Genomic DNA, 26157 nt, shown 5'->3' with positions numbered 1-26157 from the left:
GCATGCTGTGCCCTGGGTTTTTTACATCGAAAAACGGTTGGTAATCGGCATACGCCAATCTTTGCCGAATGCGCGGTGGGTAATCCGTGGGCCTACCGGTGCTTGGCGACGTTTATATTCGTTAATGGTCAGTAAATGCACTACGCGGTCTACATCTGCCTTAGCAAAACCCTTGGCGATAATCTCGGCGCGGCTCAGGTTTTCTTCCACATAGGCCTGCAAGATCGCATCCAGAATTTCATAGGGTGGCAATGAGTCTTGGTCGGTTTGATCTGGGCGAAGTTCCGCAGAAGGTGGGCGAGTAATGATACGTTCAGGAATTACCATACTTTGGGTATTGCGCCAGCTAGATAGGCGATAAACCAGTGTTTTTGCCACGTCTTTTAGCACGGCAAAGCCGCCTGCCATGTCGCCATAAAGGGTGGCGTAGCCGGTGGTCATTTCTGATTTATTGCCGGTGGTGAGCACTAGCTTGCCAGATTTATTAGATAAAGCCATCAGCAAGGTGCCGCGTGCGCGTGCTTGTAGGTTTTCTTCGGTGGTGTCTGCCGCTTGGCCATCAAATTCATCGCTCAAGGCATACATAAAGGCTTCATAAATGGGCCAAATTTCGATCTCTGAATATTTGCAGCCCAATATTTTAATCATTTCACGCGAATCATCCACGCTGATATCGGCGGTGTAACGTGATGGCATCATCACGGCGTGTACTTTATCTGCGCCTAGCGCATCAACGGCAATCGCCAGTGTGAGCGCCGAATCAATCCCGCCGGATAAACCCAGCAATACGCCTGGGAATTTATTCTTGCCAATATAATCTTGTACTCCGAGTACCAACGCCTGATAGCTGCTGGCCTCATCGCTTAAATCTGGCGTAATGGCGGCGGGCTTTAGATTGCCTTGTTGGTAATCAATAAAGGCCAGCTCTTCCTTAAATGCAGGCAATTGGGCCACCAGCTCACCAGACTTATCCAGAGCAAAGGATTGGCCGTCAAAAATGAGCTCGTCTTGGCCCCCCACCATATTGCAATACACCATCGCCATGCCGGTTTCTTCTATACGCTGGCCGACCACTTCTCGGCGGGTGGATTGTTTGGCTTGGTTATAGGGCGAGGCATTTAAGATTAATAACAGCTCTGCACCTTCGTCGTCTGCTGCAGAAGCAGGCTCCACATCCCAGATGTCTTCACAAATGGCGAGTCCAATCTGTACGCCATCCTGCTCAAACACCAAGGGCGAATAGCCTGGCGAGAAGTAGCGAACTTCATCAAAAACTTGGTCATTGGGCAGCAGCAACTTGTCATAGCGGCCAAGTACATTGCCATCCCGAATCACGATGGCGCTGTTAAAGCGTTCTCCACCACTGGCACGCGGATAGCCCAGTACGAGGGTAATGCCATCTAGCTCATCAATAAAACGGCCGACGGCGGTGGCGCACTCAGCCAAAAAAGCCGGGCGTAGCAATAAATCTTCTGGCGGGTATCCGCATAGCGCCAGCTCAGGGGTCAGCAAAATATCCGCACCCTCAGCTTTGGCCTGAGCGGCAGCAGCAAAAATCTTGGTGGTATTGCCGGCAAGGTCACCGACAATAGGGTTGAGCTGGGCAATGGCGATTTTCATCGTGGCGGCGTCGCGTAAGAGAAAAAAAGCTATTTTAAGGCAGAACGCTATGGGGATGGGAAAGTGTGTGAGTAAGCTAAGACTGTCATGTGGCTGTGTTAGGACATTTAAGGCTAGTAAACAGGATAACTTAGGCGTTTTTTTCCTTAGTTAGCGCTATTGATTCCGATGTGATTGCTGAGCGGCATCCGTATCCAACGGTAGCAAATACGAAAGATTGCCTGCGAATAATGGCATCAGGCACTAGTTTGAATGGCGATTTTATTCATGCACAGTGTAAAAGGGATATTGATGATGCTTGGGAGATGGGTGGCGGTTACTTTACTGAAACAAAGCTCCGATGCTCATCGCCAAGCTGAATTAAGGCTGCTACAGCTCCTCAAAAGCTGGTCGTGAATGCCAATGTACTAAAACAAAATATCAGCTTTTTTCAAGAGCAAACACCCTCTACTTAGCGCTGGACTGTTTGCAGGGCTTGCCATCTCCAAAATACTAAGGCGATGGCGATGAGAGCATGAATGGTGCTGATGACAATGCTGGTGATTGCTGCTGGATGACTCATTGGCATGATGAAATAAGCCACACTCGTTAAACCGCTGCTATGTGCTAAAAATGGAAGTAGCCCATTAATAAGCGCTAGATAGAGCAGGCTATTGGTGATGCCACGCTTGGGGCCAAAGGCAAGGAATACGCAAATGGCGCTATCCCTTAGCAGCATCAAAGCAATGGAGAGCGGGGCGGTGCTGATGCTAGAAAGCTCGCTTGGAGCTGCCCCCATTGCGAGCAAGGCAAACGCAAAAGAGAGTAGTAGCGTGGTGGGCCAGAGCGGTAAGTTAATCAGTGCCCCATGCCAGTTTTGGGCTTGAATCCGCTGCTGGATTCGCTGCCAAATGGTGATGCTATTAGGCTCAGAAAACAGCGTTGCGTAGGTCATGCTGCTGCTGATAATCAGGCCGAGCATAGGCAGATTCTCGTGATTAAACCCTGCTAAAAATCCCGTAAGTAGGCAGGAAAATACCGGCCACGCCCAAGGCTGTGTGCGCACTTGCAAGGCGTTTTGCATGAGTCGCCAAGCGGCAAAAATGCTACAAACAGCAAAGAAGCTGCCAGCTAAAAGCTGAAATTGCAGTGGCATAAAGCTGATATCCCACCAAGTAATCGGCGTTTCGCTGAGCTCAAATAGGCTGGGCATTAAAAAGAGTGGGGGGATCGCCAGTAGCAAATTAAAGCTGCCTCGGCGATTTTGGGCGAAATCTGATTGGCCTAGTTGCAAGTTCATCACTAGCGCTGCGCCGTGTAGCAGCAGGCTCATTGCGATCAGCGATAGCGCTTTGAACAAGGTATTGATTGGGTCTTTGGCAAGATCGCTAATCAGCAGTACCAAGATACAAATCGCCCCGCCGTACCAGTTAAATAAGGTTGCACCAAATAACTTGCCCCAAGTCATGGCCCAGGGGCTGAGCGCGCTCATTCTTTGCTGATCCCAAGTGTGATCTCTTTGCTCATCGCCAATCGCTGCTGCGGCGTTTTTTGTACCCCATAGCCAAACAATGCCAACAAACAGCATCGCCGCAGAGCTGCCTACGTGGCTGGCTTGGCCATTCATCGCTACAGCTAAAAAGATCAGCCCCAAAATGGCGGGCATGCCGATTAAGCGGTGTAGAGAAAAATTGAGCCATAGATTGCGTTTAAATTCTGGATTCATGGTTTTCCACCTTCTATCGAGCGCAGATAAGCTTGCTGCAAGTTTTGCTCGCCAAAGCTAATAATTGCTAGGCCCGCTTGGATGAGCTCGGCCAGCAGCAGCGCTTGCTCTGCGCTATTGCCATTGAAATCAAACTCGGCGTGTAAAGCATCGGCTTTACTGAGACTAATGGCGGGGTTGGCACTTAAAATACCCATGAGCTTATCGTTGGGGCTGGCAAGGCGAAGCTGTAATGCCTTGCAGGCTAGGCCCTGATGTAGGGCGCGGTGCTCAAGGATTTTGCCATCTCTAAGCACCAGCATATGGCTGGAATAAGCTTCTAATTCGGCCAAAATATGCGATGAAACCAACAGCGTCATGCCGCTGGCCTGCAATTGGCGGAATAAAATTGCCAGCTCATTGCGTGCCTCAGGATCGAGCCCAGAGGCGGGCTCATCAAGCAGTAAAACTTGCGGAGCATGAATAATGGCTTGGCCAATTGCCACGCGTTGGCGTAAGCCGCGCGATAGGCTACTGGCTTTTTGCTCCAGCCTATCGCTTAAAGATAAGCGCGCTGCAGTACTGCTGATTGCGTCAGCAATCTCATCCTTAGCCAAGCCTTGTGATGCCGCGGCGTATTCCAAGCACTGGGCCACGGTGAGGTCTTGGTAAAGGCCAAAAAAATCAGATAAATAGCCCATTTGCCTATGCACCGCGCGAGGTTGCTCTTGCACATCTAAGCCAGCCACGGTGATTGAGCCTGCTAGCGGCGTTTCTAAGCCAGCGATGCAGCGCATCAAGGTGGTTTTACCCGCCCCATTTGCGCCAACAAGAGCGGTTACGCTGCCTTGCTCTACTTGTAGATTGAGCTGATCGAGCGCCCGATGCCCAGTGTAGTCAAAGGTAAGATCAGAAATTTGAATCATAGAATTCTCTGGAGGGATCTGATGTTTGTGCATGGCACGATCGCTTGCCAATCGCTTTAAGCTGGCATCATACTTCATCCCTGCTTTTGGCGGGTGTCAGCTAAATAACTGATGTTATGCAGCAAGATCAAAAAATACGCAGTCCACTAAAAACACAAAAAGTACAAATAGATGCCGCATGACCATTGTTTTTGAGTGATTTTAATAATTTTTTTTAATATCAAATGCTTATTAAGCAATGCACCTAGGCATCATGTTAAAAAAGCAGAGGGAGATTATCTTTGTTTAATTCGTTTTTTTTTCGTGCATTTAGTGTTTTTCGTGGATAAATAGCTTTGCGCGTAACATCAGTAAATAATTTTAATGGAGTGGGGTAATGATGAATGCTGTACTGGATCGTAATCAGTTTTTTGTAAAAGAGCACTTGGGCATTTTTAAAGCGGCCAATAATTTTGATATTTTGGATCCAGTGAGCGGGCAAGTTATCTTGGAATGCCGTGAGCCAAATTTAGGCATGGTGACTAAAGTCTTGCGCTTTACCGATTACAAACGGATGACGCCATTTGATGTACAGATTACGCAGCCAAATGGTGCTTTATTATTATCGGTGCGGCGTGGGGTGAGTATTTTTCGTTCGAATGTTGAGGTTTTTGATCATCAGAATAAAAAAATAGGTGAATTCAGACAAAAACTTTTATCTATTGGCGGTAAGTTTGAATTGCTCGATGCCAATGGGCAATCGCTCTGTTGGTTACAAGGAAGCTGGACCAGCTGGAATTTTAGCTTTGATCAAGATGGTAAGCAGCTGGCACAAGTGAGTAAAAAATGGGCAGGGCTAGGGAAAGAGCTGTTTACTTCAGCTGACAACTATATGCTCTCTATCGATGCGAGCGTGGCAGGAAATGATCCTTTACGGCCATTGATTTTGGCTGCGGTCATGTGTATTGATATGGTATTAAAAGAGTAATGTTTTGTTTATTTACATGGAATAAAAATGGCAGAGAACTTAAGTATTCAGGGCAATAGCAAAGCAGAGCTGTATCAAAATCTGCTGCCGCAAGTTTTAGCTTTGATTGATGGCGAAAGCGACTTAATTGCTGCAATGGGCAATGCCTGCGCCGCCATGCATCACACCTTTGGCTGGCTGTGGACGGGTTTTTATATTGTAAAAAATGATGAATTGGTCTTGGGCCCATTTCAAGGCCCGATTGCCTGCACTCGCATTCAAAAAGGGCGCGGCGTGTGCGGCAGCGCGTGGCAGCAAGCCACCACATTGGTGGTGCCGGATGTGGATGCTTTTGCTGGGCATATCGCCTGCTCATCGTTGGCCCGCTCAGAAATTGTGCTGCCCTTGATTGATCGCGATGGCGTGGTGCTGGCGGTATTGGATGTGGATTCTGCTGAGCTGGCGACTTTTGATGAGGTGGATGCCAAGTATCTGGGCGAGATTTGTCAGGCCTTGGTGCGATTGTTTTAGAGTTGGGTGTGGCACAAAGGCTATGCTGCTGAGCGAGATAGGTCGGCAACAATCATTTCAAATTTCAAATACATCAATATCGTCATCCTCGAGTGTTTTTATCGGGAATCCAGAGATTTTGAGTGCCTCAGGGCTGGATTCCCGCCTGCGCGGGAATGACGATTCAATAAGCTGAGCTATGTAGGCCAATATACTGTAGGGGCGCTGCTTGCTGCGCCCTGTTTCGTTAAGGCGCAGCAAGCAGCCTCCTACTAGTTAACGCTATTCACGTTGATCATCTCAGATAAACAACAAAAAATGAGCAAGAGCCATCATCAGCTTGTGTTGTTTATAAGTGATTGATTTTAATAGATAGGCATGTGAATAAAGCGGTGGCAATACCTCATCTCCATTGTTCCTGCTCTATGTGTTTTTCGTGGACTACGTATTTTTTGCCCTTACTGCGTAACATCAGTTAGTTAAAATTAAACCCACCCCCCCCACCGATCAGCGGCTGCCTCGTCCGTGGTAAAATCTACCGGCTGTTCTACTCCCTAGGTTGTTTTCATGCTGCATCTCTTAAATACCCCGCAACGCGAAGCTGTGGTTTATCTTGGTGGCCCTTGCCTCGTTTTGGCGGGTGCTGGCTCGGGTAAAACGCGGGTGATTACGCAGAAAATTGCGTATTTAATTGAGACTGCGGGCATGGATGCCAAAAACATTGCCGCAATTACCTTTACCAATAAGGCCGCGCGCGAGATGGAGGAGCGGGTGGGGGCGCTCTTGCCCAAAGCCATGTTGAAAGGCTTGACGGTATCGACCTTTCACTCGCTCGGGCTAAAAATGCTGCGTGAAGAGGCGCGGCATTTAGGCTATAAGCCCAAGTTTTCTATCCTAGATTCGGCAGACGCGGCCAAGATTATTGCCGATCAACTCTCCAGCACCGATAAGCAACTGATCCGTAGCAGCATGAGCCAGATTTCCATGCTGAAAAACGATCGTATCTCGCCCGATAAAGCACTAAATATGGCGGAGTCTGAAGGCGAGCTACAGCTGGCCAAGCTCTACCGCTCTTATCAAGACACGCTATTTGCTTATCAGGCGCTGGATTTTGACGATCTGATTCGTCTGCCGGTCGATTTATTTGAAGCGCATCCAGAAGTCTTAGCCAAATGGCAAAATCGTCTACGCTATCTGCTGGTCGATGAATATCAAGACACCAATACCACCCAATATCAGTTGGTTAAGCTATTAAGCGGCGTTACCGGCTTATTTACCGCCGTTGGCGATGATGATCAGTCAATTTACGCTTGGCGCGGTGCCAATGTGGATAATTTGCGCCTGCTGCAGGAGGACTTTCCTAAGCTGCAGGTGATTAAGCTGGAGCAAAATTACCGCTCGATGGCGCGGATTTTGCGCTGCGCCAATGCGGTGATTGGTAATAACCCAAAATTATTTGAGAAAAAGCTCTGGTCTGATCTGGGGATTGGCGACCCGATCATGGTGATCGAAACCAAAACCGAGGAAGAAGAAGCGGCCATGGTGCTGGATCACCTCGAATCGAGCCGTTTTTTAAATAATGGCAAATATTCTAATTACGCCATTTTGTATCGCGGCAATCACCAAGCACGGATCATTGAGCAGCAGATGTGGGGCCGTCGTATTCCCTATGTGATTTCGGGTGGGCAATCGTTTTACGATAAGGCCGAGATCAAAGACGTGCTGGGCTATTTACGCTTGATTGCTAATGAAGATGACGATCCGGCGTTTATCCGTGCCGTGACCACCCCTAAGCGCGGCGTGGGCAATGTCACCCTAGAAAAACTGGGCACTTATGCGGCGAATCGTAATGTATCGCTATTTGCTGCCGTGTTTGAAGAAGGCTTTATTCATCAGGTACAAAGCACCCAGTACGAGCCGCTTAGGCTATTTGCAGAATTTATCAACCGCATGCAAGACCGAGCCCCCGTGGAGCCAGCAGGGCAGTTGCTGAATGAGCTGCTGCTAGCCATCGATTTTGAAACATGGCTCTACGAGAATGACGACGCGCGGCCTGCCGAGGCCAAATGGAAAAACGTCCAAGATTTAGTTGCATGGATTGCTAAAAAAGGCGTTGAAGACGATAAAAGCCTGATTGATATCGTGCAAACCATTGCCCTGATCACCATGCTGGAAGGGCGTGATGAAGAAGAAGTAGATGCGGTAAAATTATCCACCTTGCATGCGTCTAAAGGTCTGGAATACCCGCATGTGTTTTTGATTGGTTGCGAAGAAAACATCCTGCCGCATCAAAACTCTATCGAAAGCAATATGGTAGAAGAAGAGCGGCGGCTGATGTATGTGGGCATTACTCGTGCTCAGCGCAGCTTAACGATTAGCTATTGCGGCAAGCGCCGCCGTGCCGGGGAGTGGCAAATCACCGAGCCAAGCCGCTTTTTAAAAGAGCTGCCTCCCGATGACATCGTTATTAGCGGGCGCTTGGCGGGAGACAAGCCAAAGCCTGCCATGACTAAAGAAGAGCGTAAGGCGAAGAATGCCGAGCTAATGGCACGGATTGGTAAGTAGACTAAAGACTTGCTGATTTGGATCTAATTCCCCTGATTGGGATGGCGTATGCTTACTGGTGTGATAAAAGCACCTTTCGCTATTTTGATTTAACTGCGTCATTGACGGGGATTACCACAATAGGCTTGAGCAAAAATATGTGCTTGGGCAGAGTAAGCGTTTTGTAGGTATGATCGCGATCAAAACTAAGAAATAAGTAAGCAATATGGGCAAGCGCCCGATATTTGATATTTTCCTTGATGTGCAAATTTCCCCTTATTCAGGAGTATTACCTAATGATTAGAGGCACAAAGATTGTTGCAACCCTCGGCCCAGCCTCCAACGACCCTAAAGTTTTGGAACAGCTGATTGTGGCTGGGGTAAATATGGTGCGCCTGAATTTCTCCCACGGCACGGCACAAGACCATACTGACCGCGCTAATTTAGTTCGCGCGATTGCAGAGCGCCTTGGGCAATCAGTGGCGGTGCTTGCTGATTTGCAAGGCCCAAAGATTCGCGTTGGTAAGTTTGAGCAGGGCAAGATTGAGCTAGAAAAAGGCGCTGCATTTATCTTAGATGCGGCTTGTGAGCTGGGTAATCAGGATTATGTAGGCCTCGATTACAAAGAACTGCCTAATGATGTTTTCCCTGGTGATATTTTGCTGCTTGATGACGGCAAAATTAAGCTGGAAGTTATCTCGGTAACGGGTGTTAAAGTATTAACCAAGGTTTTGGTGGGCGGTACTTTATCTAATAACAAGGGCATCAATCGTCAAGGCGGCGGCTTAACGGCTCCAGCACTGACAGATAAAGATATGGCAGACATCAAAACCGCAGCAGCCTTAAATGCTGATTATGTGGCGGTGTCTTTCCCAAAAAGTGGCAGCGACATGCATTTGGCGCGCACTTTGCTATTGGCTGCAGGTAGCCAAGCCGGCTTGATTGCTAAGATTGAGCGTACTGAAGCCATTACCAATCTGGCAGAAATTTTAGAAGCATCCGACGGTATTATGGTGGCACGTGGCGATTTGGCGGTTGAAGTGGGCGATGCTGCCGTGCCTGCCTTACAAAAACGCATGATCAAAATGGCTCGTCACATGCGTAAGTTATCTATCACCGCAACACAAATGATGGAATCCATGATCAGCAGCCCAGTGCCTACCCGTGCTGAAGTGTCTGACGTTGCTAATGCGGTGTTGGATGGTACTGATGCGGTGATGCTGTCGGCTGAATCGGCTGCGGGTAAATACCCAGTTGAAGCTGTAGAAGCGATGCTGCGCGTTTGCCAAGAAGTAGAAAAACACGCCGATATGCAAAGCGATAATGATTTTATTACCGCCGAAGGCGTAGAGCGTATCGATCAGGCGATTTCTATGGCGGCAGTATATGCAGCTAGCCATTTGCCGATGCGTGCCATTGTGGCGCTGACAGATTCGGGCACTTCGGTGCTATGGCTGTCACGTTATATCAGCGCCGTACCTATTATGGCGGTGACACAAAATGTTGCAACTTACCGCAAGCTGGCCTTGTATCGTCATGTACAGCCAATGTTGATGCCAGAATCGGTAGGCAATGAGCGTGATGCACAGATTGCCCACGTGAAAATGGCCTTGGTGCGTGATGAGCGCGTCAATGCTGGCGACAGCTTTGCCATGACTTGGGGCTCTCAAGCAGGTTTGGGTGCTAATACCTTGCAAATTATCGCGGTATAAAAGCCACGCATTCAATTGTAGAGGCACGGCAGGCCGTGCCTTATCTGCTTAAATAATGCACGAAGGGGCGCGGGAAACCGTGCCCCTTTGCTATTGAGGGTCTGGTGTGAAATAACTTCCCAACAAAATAAACCGTCATCCCCAAATGTTTGTCTCGGGGATCCAGCCGCGCTGCTGGATTCCCGCCAAAGGCACGCGAGAATGACGGTGTTTCAGAGGAGGGAAGTTAATCATGAGCAAATCCTTAGCGGCTCAAACTGCCATTCGGTGAGATCATAGTCAGCTCTACAAAATTAGAGCCTTGACGTTTTTTATCGCTAAAGTCTAAATTAAATCCGCCTAAGTCATAATTCTTTAAGCTACTGAGCGCATTGTAAACGCTACTACGGCTAGGGTTTTTTCCTGCTCGCTTGATGGCTTCAACGGTGATTCTGGCCGCTAGATAGCCTTCTAAAATAGCGTAGGAAGGACGCTCATCCCCTTTTAATACACTGGCAGCGTCTTCTTGAAATTCCCGAATCAAGGCCAGCTTAGTATTGTTTGGAAAAGGATAGGCTTGGCTAATGCCTAAACCATGCGAAACGCGGCTATTAATTTGCTTATTTACTTCTTCAAATTGCACGGGGGAGAGCGCATAAAGTTGTGATGTGCCACCCAGCTCTTTAAATTGCTTAATAAAACTGGCTGCAGGTTTAGATATAGCTACCAGAATAATCGCTTCTGGATTGAGCTTTGCCATGGCTTGAGCAGAAGGGGAGGTATTAGCGGTATTTTTTTCATACCAACTTTCACCGGCTAATTTAAGCTGACGTTTAGCTAGTGCAGTATTAAGTGCCTCATAGCCTGCTTGGCCATAAGCATCACGCTGCGCAACAACGGCAATTTGCGTTGCGCCTAAATTGGTGTTGAGTAGTTGAATTATTCGCTCTATTTCTTGACCATAACTAGCACGGGTATGAAATATATAGGGATGATTGCGAATAATATCGGCACCCGAATGCACCCCAATTAAGGCTATATTGGCCCTTTCTAATGTTTTAGATTTGATTAGCTCTGAGGTGTTATTTGTGCCATAAAATGACACGAGTGCAATTGCGTTTTGCTTATCAATTAACTCTTGGGTATTGGCAATAGTACGTTTTGCATCATTGCCATCATCCCTGATCTGGTGATTAATTGCCTCACCGTTAATTCCGCCGTTGGCATTTACTCTAGAGAAATAAAGTGTTGCGCCGAGTGCTAATGCTTTGCCAGTTTCGGCATCAACGCCGGTAGTAGGGACAGATTGACCAATTACAATTTCAGCCTGGCATAATGGTGTTAATAGCAGGCTAATGCATAGCATGGCTTTCATCATGGCATTGCTCCCTTTTTTATTATGGGGTGTAACCGATAGCGGATATTAGTTTATTGTTTGTCGGTGGTATAGTGGCACAAACTTTTATATAGGAAGTCATACCCATGCGTAGAGGGGTATATGCAGGTAGTTTTGATCCGGTCACCAATGGTCATCTATGGATGATTGAGCATGGGGTGCGGATTTTTGACGAAATGATTGTCGCAATTGGCGATAATCCAGATAAATCCTACACATTTAGCTTGGCTGAGCGTTTGGCCATGCTCAGAGAAACCACTGCACATTTACCTTCTTTACGTGTGGAATCATTTGAAAATTCATTTTTAGTTAATTACGCCCGTGAACAAGGTGCGCATTTTATTTTGCGTGGTATTCGCGAAGCGGCTGATTATGAATTTGAGCGCAAAATGCGTTATGTAAATGCCGATTTAGCCCCGCATATTGATACAGTATTTTTAATGCCACCGCGTGAAATTGCCGAAGTCAGCTCTACCATGGTGAAGGGCTTAGTTGGCCCTGCGGGGTGGCAAGGTGTGGTGCAGCAATACGTGCCAGAGCCGGTGTTTAATCGCTTTGTGGCATTAAGGGCGCAGATGTAGGGTGCGCCTGAAATTTTGATCAGCGGCAGAGTGTAGGCGGGCACAAAATCGGTGCCTGCCTTGCAAGGTGTTACACTTCTGCTTTTATGTGCTCAAGATTTTAAAAAATGGCTGATATCGCTAGCTTTCGTAACCGCCTTGCCAAAAATGTAAAACACTGGGGTAAGTGGGCCCGCCGGCAGGGAATTACTTGCTACCGTGTGTACGATAAAGATGTGCCCGAGTTTCCCGTCATTGTTGATTTTTACGAAGGCCGTATTCACTTGCAAGAAGTGGCTACTGGCTGGATGGAAAGCGATGAAGACCACGCCGTATGGCTGGAAGACATTCGCAATGCCTGCGCAAGCGTGTTTGATATTGCAGAAACCAGCGTGGTGCTGAAACTGCGCCAGCGGCAAAAAGGCCTGCAGCAGTATGAAAAGCTGGAAGGCGAGCTGTCTGAAGACTTTGTGGTAGAAGAAAGCGGGCTTAAATTCTGGGTGAATTTAGGTGCTTATCTGGATACCGGTTTATTTTTGGATCACCGCAATACGCGCAAACAGGTGATGAGCGAAGCCAAGGGTAAGCGCTTTCTGAATTTATTTAGCTACACTGGCTCATTCAGTGTTTACGCCGCAGCCGGTGGAGCCACGCATACCACCACCGTGGATATGTCAAATACCTATTTAGAGTGGGCAGAGCGTAATTTCGCTTTAAACGGCATGGATCCCTCCCGCCATCAGCGTGTGCGCGCCGATGTGTTTGAGTTTTTGTCAGAAGCCTTAAGCGAACCCATCCGTTACGATCTGATCGTGATGGACCCGCCATCGTTTTCTAACTCCAAAAAAATGAACGGTATTCTGGATATCCAGCGCGATCAATCTTGGCTGGTAGAAAGCGCAATGGGCCTGTTAAAGCCGGGTGGCGTGCTGTATTTCTCTAATAATCTACGCACCTTTACTTTGGATGACTGGCTTAAACCGATGTGCACCGATGTATCTGCAGAATCGGTACCGGAAGACTTCAGAAACCGCAAAATCCATCAGTGCTTTAGATTTGTGAAGCCCTAAGTTAGTACTGCTAAATCCTGAACCACAGAGAACACGAAGAGCACCGAGTTTCACAGAGAAATACGATTTTTTGATTTTCTCTGTGACCTCTGTGCTCTCATTTTCTCTGTGGTTTAAGGTTTGGCACATTTAAATACCAAGCTGACTTGCTTGTCTGGAACGCCCCGTCAATGAACAATCCCTATTTCTCCTTTCCCCTTGTGCTGGTTGATCTGGAAACTACGGGGGCGAATCCTCAGCGGGATCGCATCACCGAAGTGGGCATTGTGCAGATTGATGAGCAGGGCAGCCGCAGCTGGTCGCGCTTAGTGAATCCTGAGCAAGCCATCCCCGAGTTTATTCAAGAATTAACCGGCATCAGCAATGAGATGGTGGCAGATGCGCCGCTGTTTGCTGAGATTGCAACTGACGTTTTGGATTTGCTGCAGGGACGGGTGTTTGTTGCCCATAATGCACGGTTTGATTACGGCTTTTTAAAGCAAGAATTTAAACGCCTCGATATGCGTTTACAGGCGCAAGTGCTGTGCACGGTTAAGCTCTCCCGCAAGCTGTACCCCAATGAGCACAAGCACAGCTTAGACGCGCTGATTGCCCGCTACGGGCTGACTTTTAGCGGTGGCCGCCATCGCGCACTCACCGATGCCGAGTTATTGCAGCAGTTTTTAGAAGTGGCGCTCAAAGATCATGGCGCGGACGTATTACATCAGGCGATCGCAGAATTATTGCGTCAACCCGCACTGCCACCGGCACTAGACCCTGCACAGATTGACGAGCTGCCCGAATCATCTGGCGTGTACATTTTTTATGGCCACGATGATGTGCCGCTTTATATTGGTAAAAATCACAATATTCGTAAGCGGGTGCTGGCGCATTTTAGTGACGGCAATCCTAAGGAAGTGCAGCTGGCTAAGCGCACCCAACGGCTGGCTTGGCATGAAACCTCTGGCGAGCTAGGGGCTTTACTGCTGGAAACCAGCTTGGTGTCTAGTTTAGAGCCTAGCTATAACCCGCCGCAGCGACGGATCAAAGAGCTTGGTGTTTGGCGTTTGGTAGAAAAAGACCAAGTATTACAGCCGTACTGGACACCATGGGCCGAGGTGGGCTCTGAGCCGGTATTTGGCCCTTTCCGTTCCCGCCGCGAAGCCGCCAATGTGCTGAATAAAATGATTGATGGTCACGGCTTATGTCGGCAAATTTTAGGTTTGGAGCCAAAGCCAAAATCCTTGGCCCCCTGCTCGGCCTTTTTAGAAGGGCGCTGTCGTGGCGCCTGCGTGGGGCGCGATCTCACGCATAACGCACGCTTTGCGGCGGCAATGGATCGCTACCAATTCCCAGCATGGCCCTACCAAGGCGCAGTCGCCCTTGCAGAAGGCCCGGAATGGGCGCCCGTGCTGCAGGTGTTTGATCAATGGTGCTATCTAGGCGCAATCAACAGCCTCGCCGAACTCCCCGCTCTGCTGGCCAAGCCACGCAAGTTTGAGTTGGATGTGTTTAAGCTGATTCAGAAAGAATTCAAAAAACGAGTTAGAAGCTTGCAGATGCTGGGGAGTGGGGTAGAAAGTCAAAAAGATCTGTAGACACAGAGAACGGGGAGATTAAAAACAGAACACAGAGAAAAACTAAAGCTCTATCTTTGATTTTTTCTGTGTTCTCATTTGTCTCTGTGTCTACAGTTTTTAGGGTGGGCACGCTTTTGTGCCCACGCGGCAGTCAGTGCATTATCTGCGTGGGCAAAATAATGCGTTTTGCCCACCCTACGAAACTTGGAGTTTTCCGCTAATTAAGCCGCGTAAATTACAAACACAGTTGGGCGTTTGTGTAGATCCGGCTTAGGCCCGCTTTTCCAATCTGCTGCTGTTTTACTCACAATAAACTCATTGGCCGTGGTTAGGTCGCACGCTACGGTGAGCTGGGTGCTGCCTTTTAATCCTAGTAGCAGTGCATCAAATAAAGCGCCGTTCCGGTAAGGCGTTTCAATCATCAGCTCGGCTTGTTTATTACGATAGGAATCGTTTTCTAGCGAGCGAATCGCTTCAAGGCGTGCTGGGTCTTGCGCTGGGATATAACCATTAAAGCGAAACTTTTGCCCATTAGCACCCGCGCCCATCAGTGCCAGCAAGATCGACGATGGGCCAACCAGCGGCGCAACTTTAATGCCTTTACGGTGCGCTAATCGAATCAGGTTTGCGCCTGGGTCGGCCACGCCAGGACAGCCCGCTTCGCTCATCAAGCCAACATCATGGCCATCTAAGAGAGGTTTAAGTAGGGCGCTAAGTGCGTCTTCCTTAGTGTGCTCGTTGAGCTCTTCCATCCATAAGCTGCGCAGCTCATGCGGCGTGCCAAATTCTTTTAAGAAGGCCCGCGCGGTTTTGGGTGCTTCCACAATAAAGTGCGTTAAGCGCTGCGCTGTGGCCAGCACATCGGCGGGAATAACGCTGGCTAGGGTGTCGGTGCCTAGTGGGACAGGAATTAAATACAGAATGCCGCTCATAGCAGTGGAAATCCTTCATTTTTTAGCATGGTAATCAGTTCAATCAATGGCAGGCCGATGATGGCGGCTGGATCGGTGCCGGCAATGGCGGCAATCATCACAATGCCAAGGCCTTCCGTTTTGGCGCTGCCTGCGCAGTTGTAGGGTTTTTCGCGCTGTAAATAAGTCTCTATTTCTGCATCGGAATAATCGCGCATCGTTACACGGGTAATATCAACGGCGTGTTGCTCCGTGCCGGTAGCGGTGTTGTACAAGCAAAGTGCGGTGTGAAACGCTAGCGTATGGCCGCGCATTTTTTGCAACTGATGAACGGCACGATCATGCGTGCCTGGTTTGCCCAACTGTTCATCCCCTAAAAGCGCGACTTGATCTGAGCCGATAATCAGGCTGTTTGGATAAAGATCTGCCAGCACTTTTGCTTTAGCAATAGCAAGGCGCAGACTGGTTTCCCCTGCGGTTTCACCTTCTTTGCGGCTTTCATCTAAATCTGGTGCCGCTGTTTCAAAAGAAATGCCAAGGCGCTCAAGCAATTCTTTGCGGTAAGGTGAGGTTGAAGCGAGGACTAATCGAGGTAAGTGCATGGATTTGTTAGACTCTTACGTAAATGACTTTGACAGGGTAGTACTCAAGATTGTATCATGCGCGGTTTCTTGTATTCGTTCTGGTTCCTTATGATTGTTATTCACAGCGGTCAATTCGCTCTTGAGGGCGAAAAGATTGAAGGTACGATCCCGCTGTCTGAATTAGGCCGCTTGCACGATTTGCTTGCTAGTACGGCGGGCAGCATGGTGTGGAAGTTGTCTAGTGGCATTGATAAGTTAGAGCGGCCGTGGTTATTTGTTGATGTGGAGGGCGAGGTTCAACTCGTTTGCCAACGCTGCTTAAAACCCATGCCCTTTTTTGTTAATGTGGGTAGCACTCTCGTACAGTTTCCAGACGAGGCCCATCTTAATGATGCGGAAAACGCGGATGAAGATCTCGAAGGTATCGTTATCGATCCCGAGCTTGACGTTATTGCGTTGATAGAAGATGAAATTCTGCTTGCCCTGCCTTTCGCGTCTAGGCACGAAGACTGCGGTGCAGATCGTATTGTTTTAAAAGATTCAAAACCGAATCCGTTTGCTGTCCTGGCTCAGTTGAAAACCAGGGAAGCGGAATAACAACTGTAGGACGCTTCTAAAAATTGTAGTTTCTAAGCAAGGCAAGGCGCGAACAAACAATATCGATGCAGCATATTACTTATATGTAAGGCGATGTTTTTTGTGAGCAACGCAGTATCGCGATGGAAATATGATTTTTAGAGGTGTCCTCTAATTTAAAACTGGTTTTCAAGGAGCTACATCATGGCTGTTCAACAGAATAAAAAGTCCCCGTCCAAGCGTGGCATGCGTCGTGCACACGACTTCCTGACCGCTCCAGCGCTGGCAGTTGAAGCAACGACTGGTGAAGCACATTTGCGTCACCACATCTCCCCAAATGGCTTTTACCGCGGTCGCCGCGTTATTAAAGCTAAGGGCGAGTAATTCCCTTTATAACCTTTTGGTTATAATATGCGGCGCAAGCGGGCAACCCTTGCGCCGTTCGCCGTTCTGGATTCCCCAGTCTGTGCCTCATTGGAGTTGTGATTGAAGCGTGCTTCTGAGCTTGGATATTTTGCTTGGATATTGCTCTCCTGCTCCTTACAGGACTTGTAGCCCCCGATGGATATCACCGTTGCCGTTGATGCAATGGGCGGCGATCATGGCACGCACGTTACTGTGCCTGCAGTGCTTCGCTTCCTAAAAGAATTTCCCCATGTGAGTGTTGTGCTCGTTGGCCTGCCTGACGCTCTTGCCGTTGAATTAAAAGCTTGCCATGCCACGGTAGGCCCCCGCTTGCGTGTACATGCCGCCAGCGAAGTGGTCACGATGGATGAATCGCCTCAGTCGGCAATGAAGAATAAAAAAGATTCTTCGATGCGCGTCGCCATTAATTTGGTGAAGTCTGGTGATGCCAGTGCTTGCGTTTCGGCCGGTAATACTGGCGCGCTGATGGCCACTGCACGCTTTGTGCTTAAAACCATTCCAGGTATTGATCGCCCAGCCATTGCCAAAATGATGCCATCTAGTCGCAATGAGACCTGCGTGCTAGATCTGGGTGCGAATGCGGTGTGTACGCCACACAATATTTTGCAGTTTGCGATTATGGGCTCGTGCTTGGTGGCGGCAACTCGTCAAATCGAAAACCCAACGGTTGGCTTGCTTAATATTGGTTCAGAAGACCAAAAAGGCAATGAGACGGTTAAAGAAGCATCCGAGCTACTGAAAGCATCTCGGCTTAATTTCCAGGGCAATGTAGAAGGTAACGATATCTATCGCGGCTCGGTGGATGTGGTGACTTGTGATGGCTTTACTGGCAATGTGGCACTGAAAGCTTCGGAAGGTCTAGCTAAGATGCTTGCCGAATTTTTAAAACAAGAATTTACCCGCAGCTGGTGGACGCGCATTATTGCGCTCTTGGCGTGGCCGGTATTGGCTCGTTTTAAGGCTAGAGTGGATCCACGCCGCTATAACGGTGCCTCTTTATTAGGCTTAAAAGGCATCGTGGTGAAGAGCCATGGTAGCGCAGACAAAGTGGCTTTTTATTGGGCCCTGAGACAAGCGATGGATGAGGCGCGCTCAGGCGTGATTCAACGCATTACCGAACAGGTTCAAGATCAGCTTGCAGAATTGGCAGCTAAAGAGACTGTCATCGAATAAGGGGTTATGTATGTACGCTCGCATTGTTGGCACAGGTTCTTACTTACCGGCTCGTATTCTTACTAATCAAGAGCTGGCCGAGCGCGTTGAAACAAACGATGAATGGATTGTTTCACGCACCGGTATTCGTGAACGCCATATTGCCGCTGAAGGTGAAATGACGTCTGATTTGGCCTTAAAAGCCGTTGAGGCTGCTCTTGCAGCCGCTGGTGTGGCTAAAGAAGAAATTGATTTACTGATTGTGGCAACCACCACCGGCGATCAAATTTTCCCTTCAACAGCATGTATCTTGCAAGATAAGCTGGGCGTGCATGGTTTTCCGGCGTTTGATGTGCAGGCTGTTTGCGCAGGCTTTATCTATGCCTTAAGTACGGCTGAAAAATTTGTTAAAACCGGTGCGGCTAAATGCGCTGTGGTGGTTGGCGCAGAAACGCTGTCACACCTGATTAATTGGGATGACCGTGGTACGTGCATCTTGTTTGGTGATGGCGCGGGGGCCGTGGTGCTGAAGCCTTCCGAGGAAACTGGGATTCTGGCCACAGAATTGCGCGCAGATGGTCGTTATCGTCATATTTTAAAAGCGGATGCCAAAGTAAAATACGGCAGCTTGACGGGTAGCCCATGGCTATATATGGAAGGCAATGCGGTCTTTAAGTTTGCGGTAAGGGCGTTGGCTGATGTGGCGGTGCAAACGCTAGAAGCGGCAGGCTTGGCGCAATCTGAAATTGATTGGCTAGTGCCGCATCAGGCGAATATTCGTATTATTGAATCCACCGCAAAGCATCTTGGCTTAAGTATGGATAAAGTAGTGGTTACGGTGGCGGAGCATGGCAATACCTCTGCCGCCTCGATCCCTTTGGCTTTGGATGTTGCGGTGCGTGATGGACGGATTAAAGCTGGGCAGAAAGTGCTAATGGAAGGAATTGGTGGTGGTTTTGCCTGGGGTGCTGTTATTGCCCAGTTTTAATCAGCATAACGGCGCAGTAATGCGCCGTTTGTCTATCTGGCATTAAAATAACTGTTTGAATTTTACAGCGCCGGAAAGGGACTATAAAGACCCCCTTAGCATGGCATGCAGGAGTAAAAAATGGCATTAGCATTTGTATTTCCGGGCCAAGGCTCGCAATCGGTAGGCATGATGAATGGCTGGGCAGATTTGGCGGTAGTGAAAGCCACTTTTGACGAAGCCTCGGCTATTTTAGGGCAAGACTTATGGCAAATGGCTGCTGAGGGCCCTATTGAGCTCTTGAATGCAACCGTCAACACTCAGCCATTGATGTTAACTGCGGGTGTGGCGGTGTGGCGTGCTTGGCAAGCGCAAGGTGGCGCACAGCCTACCGTTTTGGCTGGGCATAGCTTGGGTGAGTACAGCGCTTTGGTGGCTGCCGAAGCGTTGTCTTTTGGGGATGCCTTGCAGTTAGTGCGTTTGCGTGCCGAGGCGATGCAAGAAGCCGTACCGGTTGGTACGGGAGCGATGGCGGCTATTTTGGGCTTGGCGGATGATGAAATCATCGCAGCCTGCGTAGAAGCCGCTCAAGGTGAGGTGGTTGCGGCGGTTAATTTTAACTCGCCAGGACAGGTGGTGATTGCGGGTAGTAAGGCGGCCGTAGAGCGTGCTTGTGATGCTTGTAAGGCGCGCGGCGCGAAGCGAGCGATGTTATTACCAGTGTCTGTACCGTCACATTGCGCTTTAATGCGTCCTGCAAGTGATAAATTGCAACAAAAGCTAGATACAATTGTCATCAATACGCCTGTGATTCCTGTCTTGCATAATGCAGATGTGGCCGCATATACCGATTCAGCACAAATTAAAGATGCCTTGGTTCGCCAGCTTTACGAACCCGTCCGTTGGGTAGAAACGATTGCCAAAATGGCGCAGGACGGGGTGACTGTGATTGCGGAGTGCGGGCCAGGTAAAGTATTAGCAGGCCTGAATAAACGTATTGCAACAGATGCACAGCAAGTGGCTTTGGTCGATGCTGCGGCACTGCAAACATTAAAAGCAATGTTGTAAATATTTGTAGGGCGGGTGTAATCCGCCAATGTATTTCATAAAAGCTTTGTAAAACGGCGGGTTGCACCCGCCCTAGATTCGTAGCTTTTGCTATTGATGGAGATTTTTGCATGAGTTTTGAAGGTAAAATTGCACTGGTAACGGGTGCATCACGCGGAATTGGTCAAGCGATTGCGCTTGATTTGGCGCGTGCTGGCGCGGTAGTGATTGGCACTGCAACAACAGATGCGGGCGTAGAGGCAATTACCGCTTATTTAAAAGAAGCAGGTAACACCGGTTGTGGCTTACGTTTACAAGTTACCGAAGAGGGTGCTTGTGAAGCGATTGTTGACTCAATTACCCAACAATTTGGCCCTGTGACTATTCTTGTTAATAATGCCGGTATTACCCGTGATAATCTGCTGATGCGCATGAAGGACGAAGAATGGGATGCCGTTATGGCAACTAATCTGCGTCCGGTGTATAAGCTATCCAAAGCAGTGATGCGTGGCATGATGAAAGCGCGCTGGGGCCGCATTATTAATATCGCTTCAGTGGTAGGGGCTACAGGTAATCCTGGTCAGGCTAACTACTCTGCAGCAAAAGCTGCCTTATTTGGTTTTACTAAATCACTAGCGCGTGAGATCGGTTCACGCGGGGTTACAGTGAATGCTGTAGCGCCTGGTTTTATTGATACGGACATGACAAAGTCGCTGCCTGATGAACAAAAGGCTAAACTGGTCGAACAAATTGCCTTAGGACGCTTAGGTAATCCGCAGGATATTGCAGATGCGGTGAGTTTTTTGGCGTCAGATAAAGCCGCTTACATTACAGGCAATACCCTGCATGTAAACGGCGGAATGTATATGAATTAGCGTGGTATCCATGCTGTAGGCAGAAGTTATTTTGCAGCTCAGCGTGGTTTTTTGGTTGTGCATTTCACCGAAGTTACTCGACAAACGTATGCTGTGACTGTTTTTTTGGTAGAATGCCGACGTTTTTTTTAGTAATTAAGACAAGGCTTGGGACATAAATTCATGGAAAACATCGAACAGCGTGTTAAGAAGATCGTTGCCGAGCAACTTGGCGTGCCGGAAACAGACGTTAAGATTGACTCATCGTTTGTAAACGACCTCGGTGCCGATTCTCTCGATACCGTTGAACTCGTCATGGCACTGGAAGAAGAATTCGAGTGCGAAATTCCTGACGAAGAAGCCGAAAAAATTACTACCGTTCAGCAAGCCATTGACTTCGTCAATGCTAACCTGAGCAAGTAATTCGTTTTTCTCGAGGCCCCTGCGATGGGCGCGTAAGCGTTTATTGTGGGGGTCTTGTTCCATCTGGTTTCGGCAAACCTGCTTGAACCAACTTACGGAGACTGCCCCGTGTCTAAACGCAGAGTAGTTGTCACTGGCTTGGGACATGTCTCGCCGGTAGGCAATGATGTGGCTACTGGTTGGGCAAACTTGCTCGCTGGTCAGTCTGGCATCGCTCAAATTTCCCGTTTCGATGCTAGTGACTTAGCTTGCACCATTGCTGGCGAAGTTAAAGGTTTCGATATTACCGAGTACATCTCGGCTAAAGACGCACGTCGTATGGATGTGTTTATCCATTACGGTATCGCTGCCGCCTTGCAGGCTATTAAAGATGCTGGCCTTGATGACGTTGCCGATTTAGATAAAACTCGCGTTGGCGTGAATATTGGTTCTGGTATCGGTGGCCTTTGGTCTATCGAGCAGACCAGCGCTGCCTTGCTTGAAGGCGGCCCGCGCAAAATTGGCCCGTTTTTTATTCCAGGTTGCCTGATTAATCTGGTTGCAGGCCATGTGACTATTTTGAAAGGCTATCAAGGCCCAAGTTACGGCATCGTGTCTGCGTGTACCACAGGTGCGCATAGCATTGGCGATGCGGCTCGTATCATCCAGTACGGCGATGCCGATGTGATGGTAGCGGGTGGTGCTGAAGGCGCGATTTCCCGCCTTGGCATGGGTGGTTTTGCGGCTATGAAAGCACTATCAACTCGCAATGACGACCCTGCTACGGCATCGCGTCCTTGGGATACTGGCCGAGATGGCTTTGTAATGGGTGAGGGTGCGGGTGTGTTGGTACTGGAAGAGTACGAGCATGCTAAAAAACGTGGCGCAACCATCTACGCAGAGTTGATTGGTTTTGGTATGAGCTCAGACGCCTACCATATCACTTCGCCAACGGCAGAAGGCCCAGCACGTGGCGTGACCAATGCCCTGAAAGATGCGGGCGTGAATCCGGATGAAGTTGATTACGTGAATGCACATGGCACGTCTACCCCAGTGGGTGATTCTAATGAAACCAATGCGCTGAAAATTGCCTTTGGTGATCATGCTAAAAAGCTGGCGGTAAACTCAACTAAATCTATGACTGGCCATTTATTGGGCGGCGCGGGTGGTGTAGAGGCGATTTACTCCATTCTAGCGCTGCATAACCAAGTATCCCCTCCGACGATCAATATCTTCGAGCAAGATATCGCGGGTGGTTGTGATCTGGATTATGTAGCAAACACCGCAAGAGATATGAAGATTGGCGTTGCGATCTCTAACTCCTTTGGTTTTGGTGGCACGAATGGCACGCTGGTATTCCGTAAAATTTAATTAAGAATATCCCGCATAAAAAAGGCTACTTCGGTAGCCTTTTTTTATGCGGCTTGCAGAGCGTTAATCTACCCGCTGCAAAGTGTAATTGAGCTTGCTGATATCAAACCCCTGCTCTTTGGCAATGTCTAGTGCGTCATTGAGATCTTGGCTGCTGATGGTCTGGCTGCGGGATAATAGCCACAGATATTTATGGTTGGGATTGCCCACCAAGGCCCATTGGTACTCATCGCCTAAGCCAAACACCCAGTAATCTGCAGAGAATGGCCAGAAGAAGCTGACTTTTAGTTTGGCATTGCCACTATGCGGCACGATGCTGGCGTGGCCATCGGCCTCTGCAAAGCTGCCGTCTTGCTTGCGGCAACGATTGACCACGGTGATTTTATCTTCAGCCTGCTTGCTATAGTCCGCCGTGGTGTCTGCCACGCACATACGCTGAAAATACATAGGAAAGCTGGCAATCTCGTACCAACGACCTAGATAGCGCTCTACATCAAGTGAAGAGACAGAGTTGGCCGTGGTTTCTGCATAAAGACTGCTGCTAAGCATGATGGCAAGTAAGGCCGCAAATAAGGGCATGATTGTTTTCCCCTGTTTTTGTAATGTAACTCTATTTTAGCGCTAAAAATAACCGTTTTTGCAATTCTTGCTGGGTATTTAATCCGGCACTATCACTTGCCTGAGTGATAAGGTATAAGGCAACTCTCTCTGTTAGAAAACGACCTATGTACTGCTTATCTCTCCAAACTACTCCAGACCTATTGGCACTGCATGCCAGTGATCCAGCACGCTTTCCTGCTTTGGCTGAAACAGGTGGCGGCCACGCGGGTTGGGATATCTTATTTGCCCTACCTCGGGAGCGGCGTATCTATGCTGAGGATGAGGGGGATGCTTTTGTCCGTGATTTGCGTGAACTGCCGCTGAATCTGAATTTAGCTCGTCCCGAAGATTTGCCTGCGGATGCGCCCTTTGTGGGGGGGTGGTTTGCCTATGCAGGCTACGAGCTGCTATCTACCTTTGAGCCACACGTGGCGCATCGGCTTGAAGCGGGTTTTCCGGTTGCGGCATTGTTACGTATTCCTGCCGCCATTGTATTACAGCGCCCCTCTGGCCAAGCTTGGTTAGTGGCGGAAACCTTAGAAGAGCTGGAGATGCTGGCAGAAAAGCTAGCCGCATGCCCTGTATTTAAACCCGCGTTACCGCAAATTGCAGCCATTAGCGAGGACGAGCCAGCGGCCTTTTTACAAGGCGCAGAGCAAGCTCTTATATATATAAGAGAAGGCGATGTCTTTCAGGTGAATTTATCGCGCGGCTGGGATGTGCAATTGGCCCAGCCATTAAGCCCCGCTGAGCTATTTGCCAGCCTACGTGTACGTAATCCAGCACCATTTTCAACCCTGCTAGATTTAGGCGTGCATGGCGCAGTGGTGAGCTCATCTCCTGAGCGTTTAGTTAAAGTAAAAGGCGATCAGGTCGAAACCCGCCCGATTGCAGGTACGCATCCTAGATCCTCCGATCCTATTGAAGACGCCGAGCTAAAAGCGCGCCTACTTGCTACGCCCAAAGAGCGTGCCGAGCATATTATGCTGGTCGATCTAGAGCGCAACGATTTGGGCCGCATCTGCCAGCCAGGCACGGTAAAAGTGGATGAGCTGATGGCCGTAGCCACTTACGCCTTTGTGCACCATATTGAATCCAATGTCCGTGGCACTTTAACGCCAGGCCAAACACCGGCAGATGTCTTAAGAGCGCTGTTCCCTGGCGGGACCATTACAGGTTGCCCTAAGGTTCGCTGCATGCAAATTATCAGAGAGCTAGAAGATAGGCCACGTTATGCTTACACGGGCAGCTTGGGTTACGTCAACTTAGATGGATCTATGGATCTAAATATCCTGATTCGTACCTTTTTGCAAAAACAAGATCATCTCTATTTTAGAGCCGGTGCAGGGATTGTGATTGATTCAGATCCTGAGCGTGAGTTACAAGAAACTCGGCACAAAGCGCGTGGCTTACTGCGTGCTTTGGGCGTGCAAGAATAGGCGCTGCCTTTCAAAGCGATTTGTTTTTCTTAGGGTGGATTTCACTCCAGTCCTATCAATTTAAGGGCACTGTTGATCGTTAAACTCTAGGCGATCAACGTAGATCTATCTATTGCAAGCATTGAAACATCGTAGGCCAGATGAAACTCGCGTTTTTTTCAATGTCACTCGCGGGTTTCACCCGCCCTACGAATGGCATTTTGCTTAAATTGATAGGCAATTTTTTGATCGTTAAACTCTAGGCGATCAACTTAGATCTATCTATTGCAAGTGTTGAAACATCGTAGGGCGGGTGAAACCCGCGTTTTTTTCAATGTCGATTAAAGGTTTCACCCGTTCTACCTTATTAACTTTGTATGACATGGCTTTTGATACGTATAGCTACTTCCTTACCATTTATATTTAACGGTGTAAGAATGCGATTGCTTAATGGGCAGCTACAAGACACCATCAGTATGGCTGATCGGGCGTTTCAATTTGGTGACGGGGTGTTCCGTACCTTGCGCTGCGAAGGTGGACAAATTGAGTTTTGGCAGCGACATTACACACGCTTACAGCAGGACTGTGCCGCCTTGGGTATGACTTGCCCAACTGAGGCCGTCTTGCTTGAAGACTTACGCCAGCTTGCGTCAATTGATGCGGCACTGAAAATTATCATTACTCGAGGTGAAACCGCCCGTGGCTATGGCGCGCCTGATTCGCTACAGATTAATCGTATTGTTCAGGCCGCTGCCTTGCCCAACTACCCTGAAGAATTGCATCAACAGGGGGCCAATGTGCGGGTTTGCAGCACAAGAGCTAGCTGGCAACCTGCCTTAGCAGGGGTTAAGCATTTGAATCGTTTAGAAAATGTTTTAGCGCGGCGTGAATGGCAAGATCCAAGTATTTTTGAAGGGCTGATGTTGGATAGAGATGGCTTGGTAATCGAAGGCGTGATGAGTAATGTGTTGGTTTTATGCGACACCCATTTATTCACCCCAAAATTGGATCAAAGTGGGGTAAATGGCGTGATGTGCGAGGTGGTTTTTAATGCTGCATTGCAACATGGATTTGCGGTAGAAAAGCGAGCTTTAACGCTGGATGAAGTCAAAAAAGCCGATGCTGTTTGGCTAACAAATAGCCTAGTGGGATTATTGCCAGTCGCCAATATATGCGATCAGCATTTTCCATCGCACCCCGCACAGGCTCTACTATCGAAGGCCGTGAATCACTTGCGCCAGCTAGAAAAATTTGCGATTGTTGAGTTGCCGGATATGCCAAAAGGGTAATTTTTACTGGGGTGGACTAGAAGCTTGGCTTTATGCTGGCGCTCCTTGTTGGAT

Annotated in this window: 24 protein-coding genes; 17 read left to right on the top strand and 7 right to left on the bottom strand. The window is 48.7% G+C overall.

The window, feature by feature from the left end:
• Nucleotides 1-21: 21 nt before the first annotated feature.
• The 3 genes from R6242_RS10630 to R6242_RS10620 all read right to left on the bottom strand — a co-directional run bounded on the left by R6242_RS10630 (nt 22) and on the right by R6242_RS10620 (nt 4230).
• Nucleotides 22-1620, bottom strand: a complete 1599-nt coding sequence (locus tag R6242_RS10630; RefSeq protein WP_318426543.1) for an NAD+ synthase — start codon at nt 1618-1620, stop codon at nt 22-24.
• A 451-nt stretch (nt 1621-2071) separates the two neighbouring features.
• Nucleotides 2072-3325: a hypothetical protein gene (locus R6242_RS10625; RefSeq protein WP_318426541.1), complete on the bottom strand. Its 1254-nt coding sequence runs from the start codon at nt 3323-3325 to the stop codon at nt 2072-2074.
• Entirely contained in the window at nt 3322-4230 is a 909-nt protein-coding gene (locus R6242_RS10620) for an ABC transporter ATP-binding protein (RefSeq protein ID WP_318426539.1), read from the bottom strand. Before R6242_RS10620 ends, R6242_RS10625 begins: the two co-directional genes overlap by 4 nt.
• Before the next feature lie 376 nt (nt 4231-4606).
• Here R6242_RS10620 and R6242_RS10615 point away from each other — a divergent pair, with 376 nt between their 5' ends.
• The 4 genes from R6242_RS10615 (at nt 4607) to pyk (ending at nt 9942) form a co-directional block, all read left to right on the top strand.
• Entirely contained in the window at nt 4607-5197 is a 591-nt protein-coding gene (locus tag R6242_RS10615; protein WP_293933060.1) for an LURP-one-related/scramblase family protein, read from the top strand.
• Nucleotides 5198-5224: 27 nt separating this feature from the next.
• Nucleotides 5225-5707 (top strand): GAF domain-containing protein, encoded by a 483-nt coding sequence (locus R6242_RS10610; RefSeq protein ID WP_318426535.1) that lies wholly within the window; start codon nt 5225-5227, stop codon nt 5705-5707.
• A 549-nt stretch (nt 5708-6256) separates the two neighbouring features.
• Nucleotides 6257-8251: a UvrD-helicase domain-containing protein gene (locus tag R6242_RS10605; RefSeq protein WP_318426571.1), complete on the top strand. Its 1995-nt coding sequence runs from the start codon at nt 6257-6259 to the stop codon at nt 8249-8251.
• Between the two features lie 275 nt (nt 8252-8526).
• The gene (gene pyk, locus R6242_RS10600) at nt 8527-9942 is read left to right on the top strand and encodes a pyruvate kinase (RefSeq protein ID WP_318426533.1); all 1416 of its coding nucleotides are present in this window, start codon (nt 8527-8529) and stop codon (nt 9940-9942) included.
• 244 nt (nt 9943-10186) lie between these two features.
• On the opposite strand, the gene R6242_RS10595 is transcribed toward pyk, so the two are convergent.
• Nucleotides 10187-11299 (bottom strand): ABC transporter substrate-binding protein, encoded by a 1113-nt coding sequence (locus tag R6242_RS10595; protein WP_318426531.1) that lies wholly within the window; start codon nt 11297-11299, stop codon nt 10187-10189.
• Between the two features lie 104 nt (nt 11300-11403).
• Here R6242_RS10595 and coaD point away from each other — a divergent pair, with 104 nt between their 5' ends.
• The 3 genes from coaD (at nt 11404) to R6242_RS10580 (ending at nt 14524) form a co-directional block, all read left to right on the top strand.
• Nucleotides 11404-11898, top strand: coding sequence for a pantetheine-phosphate adenylyltransferase (gene coaD / locus R6242_RS10590; protein WP_318426529.1), 495 nt, complete (start codon nt 11404-11406; stop codon nt 11896-11898).
• A gap of 107 nt (nt 11899-12005) precedes the next feature.
• On the top strand, nt 12006-12947 hold the full coding sequence (locus R6242_RS10585) for a class I SAM-dependent methyltransferase (RefSeq protein WP_293935730.1): 942 nt from the start codon (nt 12006-12008) through the stop codon (nt 12945-12947).
• A gap of 170 nt (nt 12948-13117) precedes the next feature.
• Nucleotides 13118-14524 (top strand): exonuclease domain-containing protein, encoded by a 1407-nt coding sequence (locus tag R6242_RS10580; RefSeq protein ID WP_318426524.1) that lies wholly within the window; start codon nt 13118-13120, stop codon nt 14522-14524.
• A 203-nt stretch (nt 14525-14727) separates the two neighbouring features.
• Here the strand turns inward: R6242_RS10580 and R6242_RS10575 are convergent, their stop codons facing one another.
• Together R6242_RS10575 and R6242_RS10570 are read right to left on the bottom strand one after the other, a co-directional pair.
• Nucleotides 14728-15438 (bottom strand): SAM-dependent methyltransferase, encoded by a 711-nt coding sequence (locus R6242_RS10575; RefSeq protein WP_318426522.1) that lies wholly within the window; start codon nt 15436-15438, stop codon nt 14728-14730.
• On the bottom strand, nt 15435-16019 hold the full coding sequence (locus R6242_RS10570; RefSeq protein WP_318426520.1) for a Maf family protein: 585 nt from the start codon (nt 16017-16019) through the stop codon (nt 15435-15437). Before R6242_RS10570 ends, R6242_RS10575 begins: the two co-directional genes overlap by 4 nt.
• A gap of 57 nt (nt 16020-16076) precedes the next feature.
• Between R6242_RS10570 and R6242_RS10565 the strand changes: the two genes are divergently transcribed.
• The 8 genes from R6242_RS10565 to fabF all read left to right on the top strand — a co-directional run bounded on the left by R6242_RS10565 (nt 16077) and on the right by fabF (nt 22796).
• A complete protein-coding gene (locus R6242_RS10565; protein WP_318426518.1) occupies nt 16077-16598 on the top strand; it encodes a YceD family protein in 522 nt (173 codons plus the stop codon).
• 183 nt (nt 16599-16781) lie between these two features.
• A complete protein-coding gene (gene rpmF / locus R6242_RS10560; protein WP_046351409.1) occupies nt 16782-16961 on the top strand; it encodes a 50S ribosomal protein L32 in 180 nt (59 codons plus the stop codon).
• A gap of 177 nt (nt 16962-17138) precedes the next feature.
• Nucleotides 17139-18176: a phosphate acyltransferase PlsX gene (plsX, locus tag R6242_RS10555; RefSeq protein WP_293935735.1), complete on the top strand. Its 1038-nt coding sequence runs from the start codon at nt 17139-17141 to the stop codon at nt 18174-18176.
• A gap of 10 nt (nt 18177-18186) precedes the next feature.
• Nucleotides 18187-19143 carry a beta-ketoacyl-ACP synthase III gene (locus R6242_RS10550; protein WP_293935736.1) on the top strand — a complete coding sequence of 319 codons (957 nt, stop codon included), beginning with the start codon at nt 18187-18189 and terminating at the stop codon, nt 19141-19143.
• Nucleotides 19144-19263: 120 nt separating this feature from the next.
• Nucleotides 19264-20190, top strand: a complete 927-nt coding sequence (gene fabD, locus R6242_RS10545) for an ACP S-malonyltransferase (RefSeq protein ID WP_318426511.1) — start codon at nt 19264-19266, stop codon at nt 20188-20190.
• A 110-nt stretch (nt 20191-20300) separates the two neighbouring features.
• Nucleotides 20301-21044, top strand: coding sequence for a 3-oxoacyl-ACP reductase FabG (gene fabG / locus R6242_RS10540; RefSeq protein WP_318426509.1), 744 nt, complete (start codon nt 20301-20303; stop codon nt 21042-21044).
• Nucleotides 21045-21206: 162 nt separating this feature from the next.
• Nucleotides 21207-21446, top strand: coding sequence for an acyl carrier protein (gene acpP / locus R6242_RS10535; protein WP_125975770.1), 240 nt, complete (start codon nt 21207-21209; stop codon nt 21444-21446).
• A gap of 108 nt (nt 21447-21554) precedes the next feature.
• On the top strand, nt 21555-22796 hold the full coding sequence (fabF, locus tag R6242_RS10530; RefSeq protein WP_293935739.1) for a beta-ketoacyl-ACP synthase II: 1242 nt from the start codon (nt 21555-21557) through the stop codon (nt 22794-22796).
• Nucleotides 22797-22859: 63 nt separating this feature from the next.
• On the opposite strand, the gene R6242_RS10525 is transcribed toward fabF, so the two are convergent.
• A complete protein-coding gene (locus R6242_RS10525) occupies nt 22860-23375 on the bottom strand; it encodes a lipocalin family protein (protein ID WP_318426506.1) in 516 nt (171 codons plus the stop codon).
• Nucleotides 23376-23521: 146 nt separating this feature from the next.
• Here R6242_RS10525 and R6242_RS10520 point away from each other — a divergent pair, with 146 nt between their 5' ends.
• Both R6242_RS10520 and pabC read left to right on the top strand, forming a co-directional pair.
• On the top strand, nt 23522-24835 hold the full coding sequence (locus tag R6242_RS10520; protein WP_318426504.1) for an aminodeoxychorismate synthase component I: 1314 nt from the start codon (nt 23522-23524) through the stop codon (nt 24833-24835).
• 416 nt (nt 24836-25251) lie between these two features.
• The gene (gene pabC / locus R6242_RS10515; protein ID WP_318426502.1) at nt 25252-26103 is read left to right on the top strand and encodes an aminodeoxychorismate lyase; all 852 of its coding nucleotides are present in this window, start codon (nt 25252-25254) and stop codon (nt 26101-26103) included.
• Nucleotides 26104-26157: the final 54 nt, after the last annotated feature.

Source organism: Iodobacter sp. CM08 (genome assembly GCF_033446605.1).
Classification (GTDB): Bacteria; Pseudomonadota; Gammaproteobacteria; order Burkholderiales; family Chitinibacteraceae; genus Iodobacter.
The sequence above is the reverse complement of the archived record's forward strand: the minus strand, read 5'-3'. Positions and strand labels throughout refer to the sequence as shown.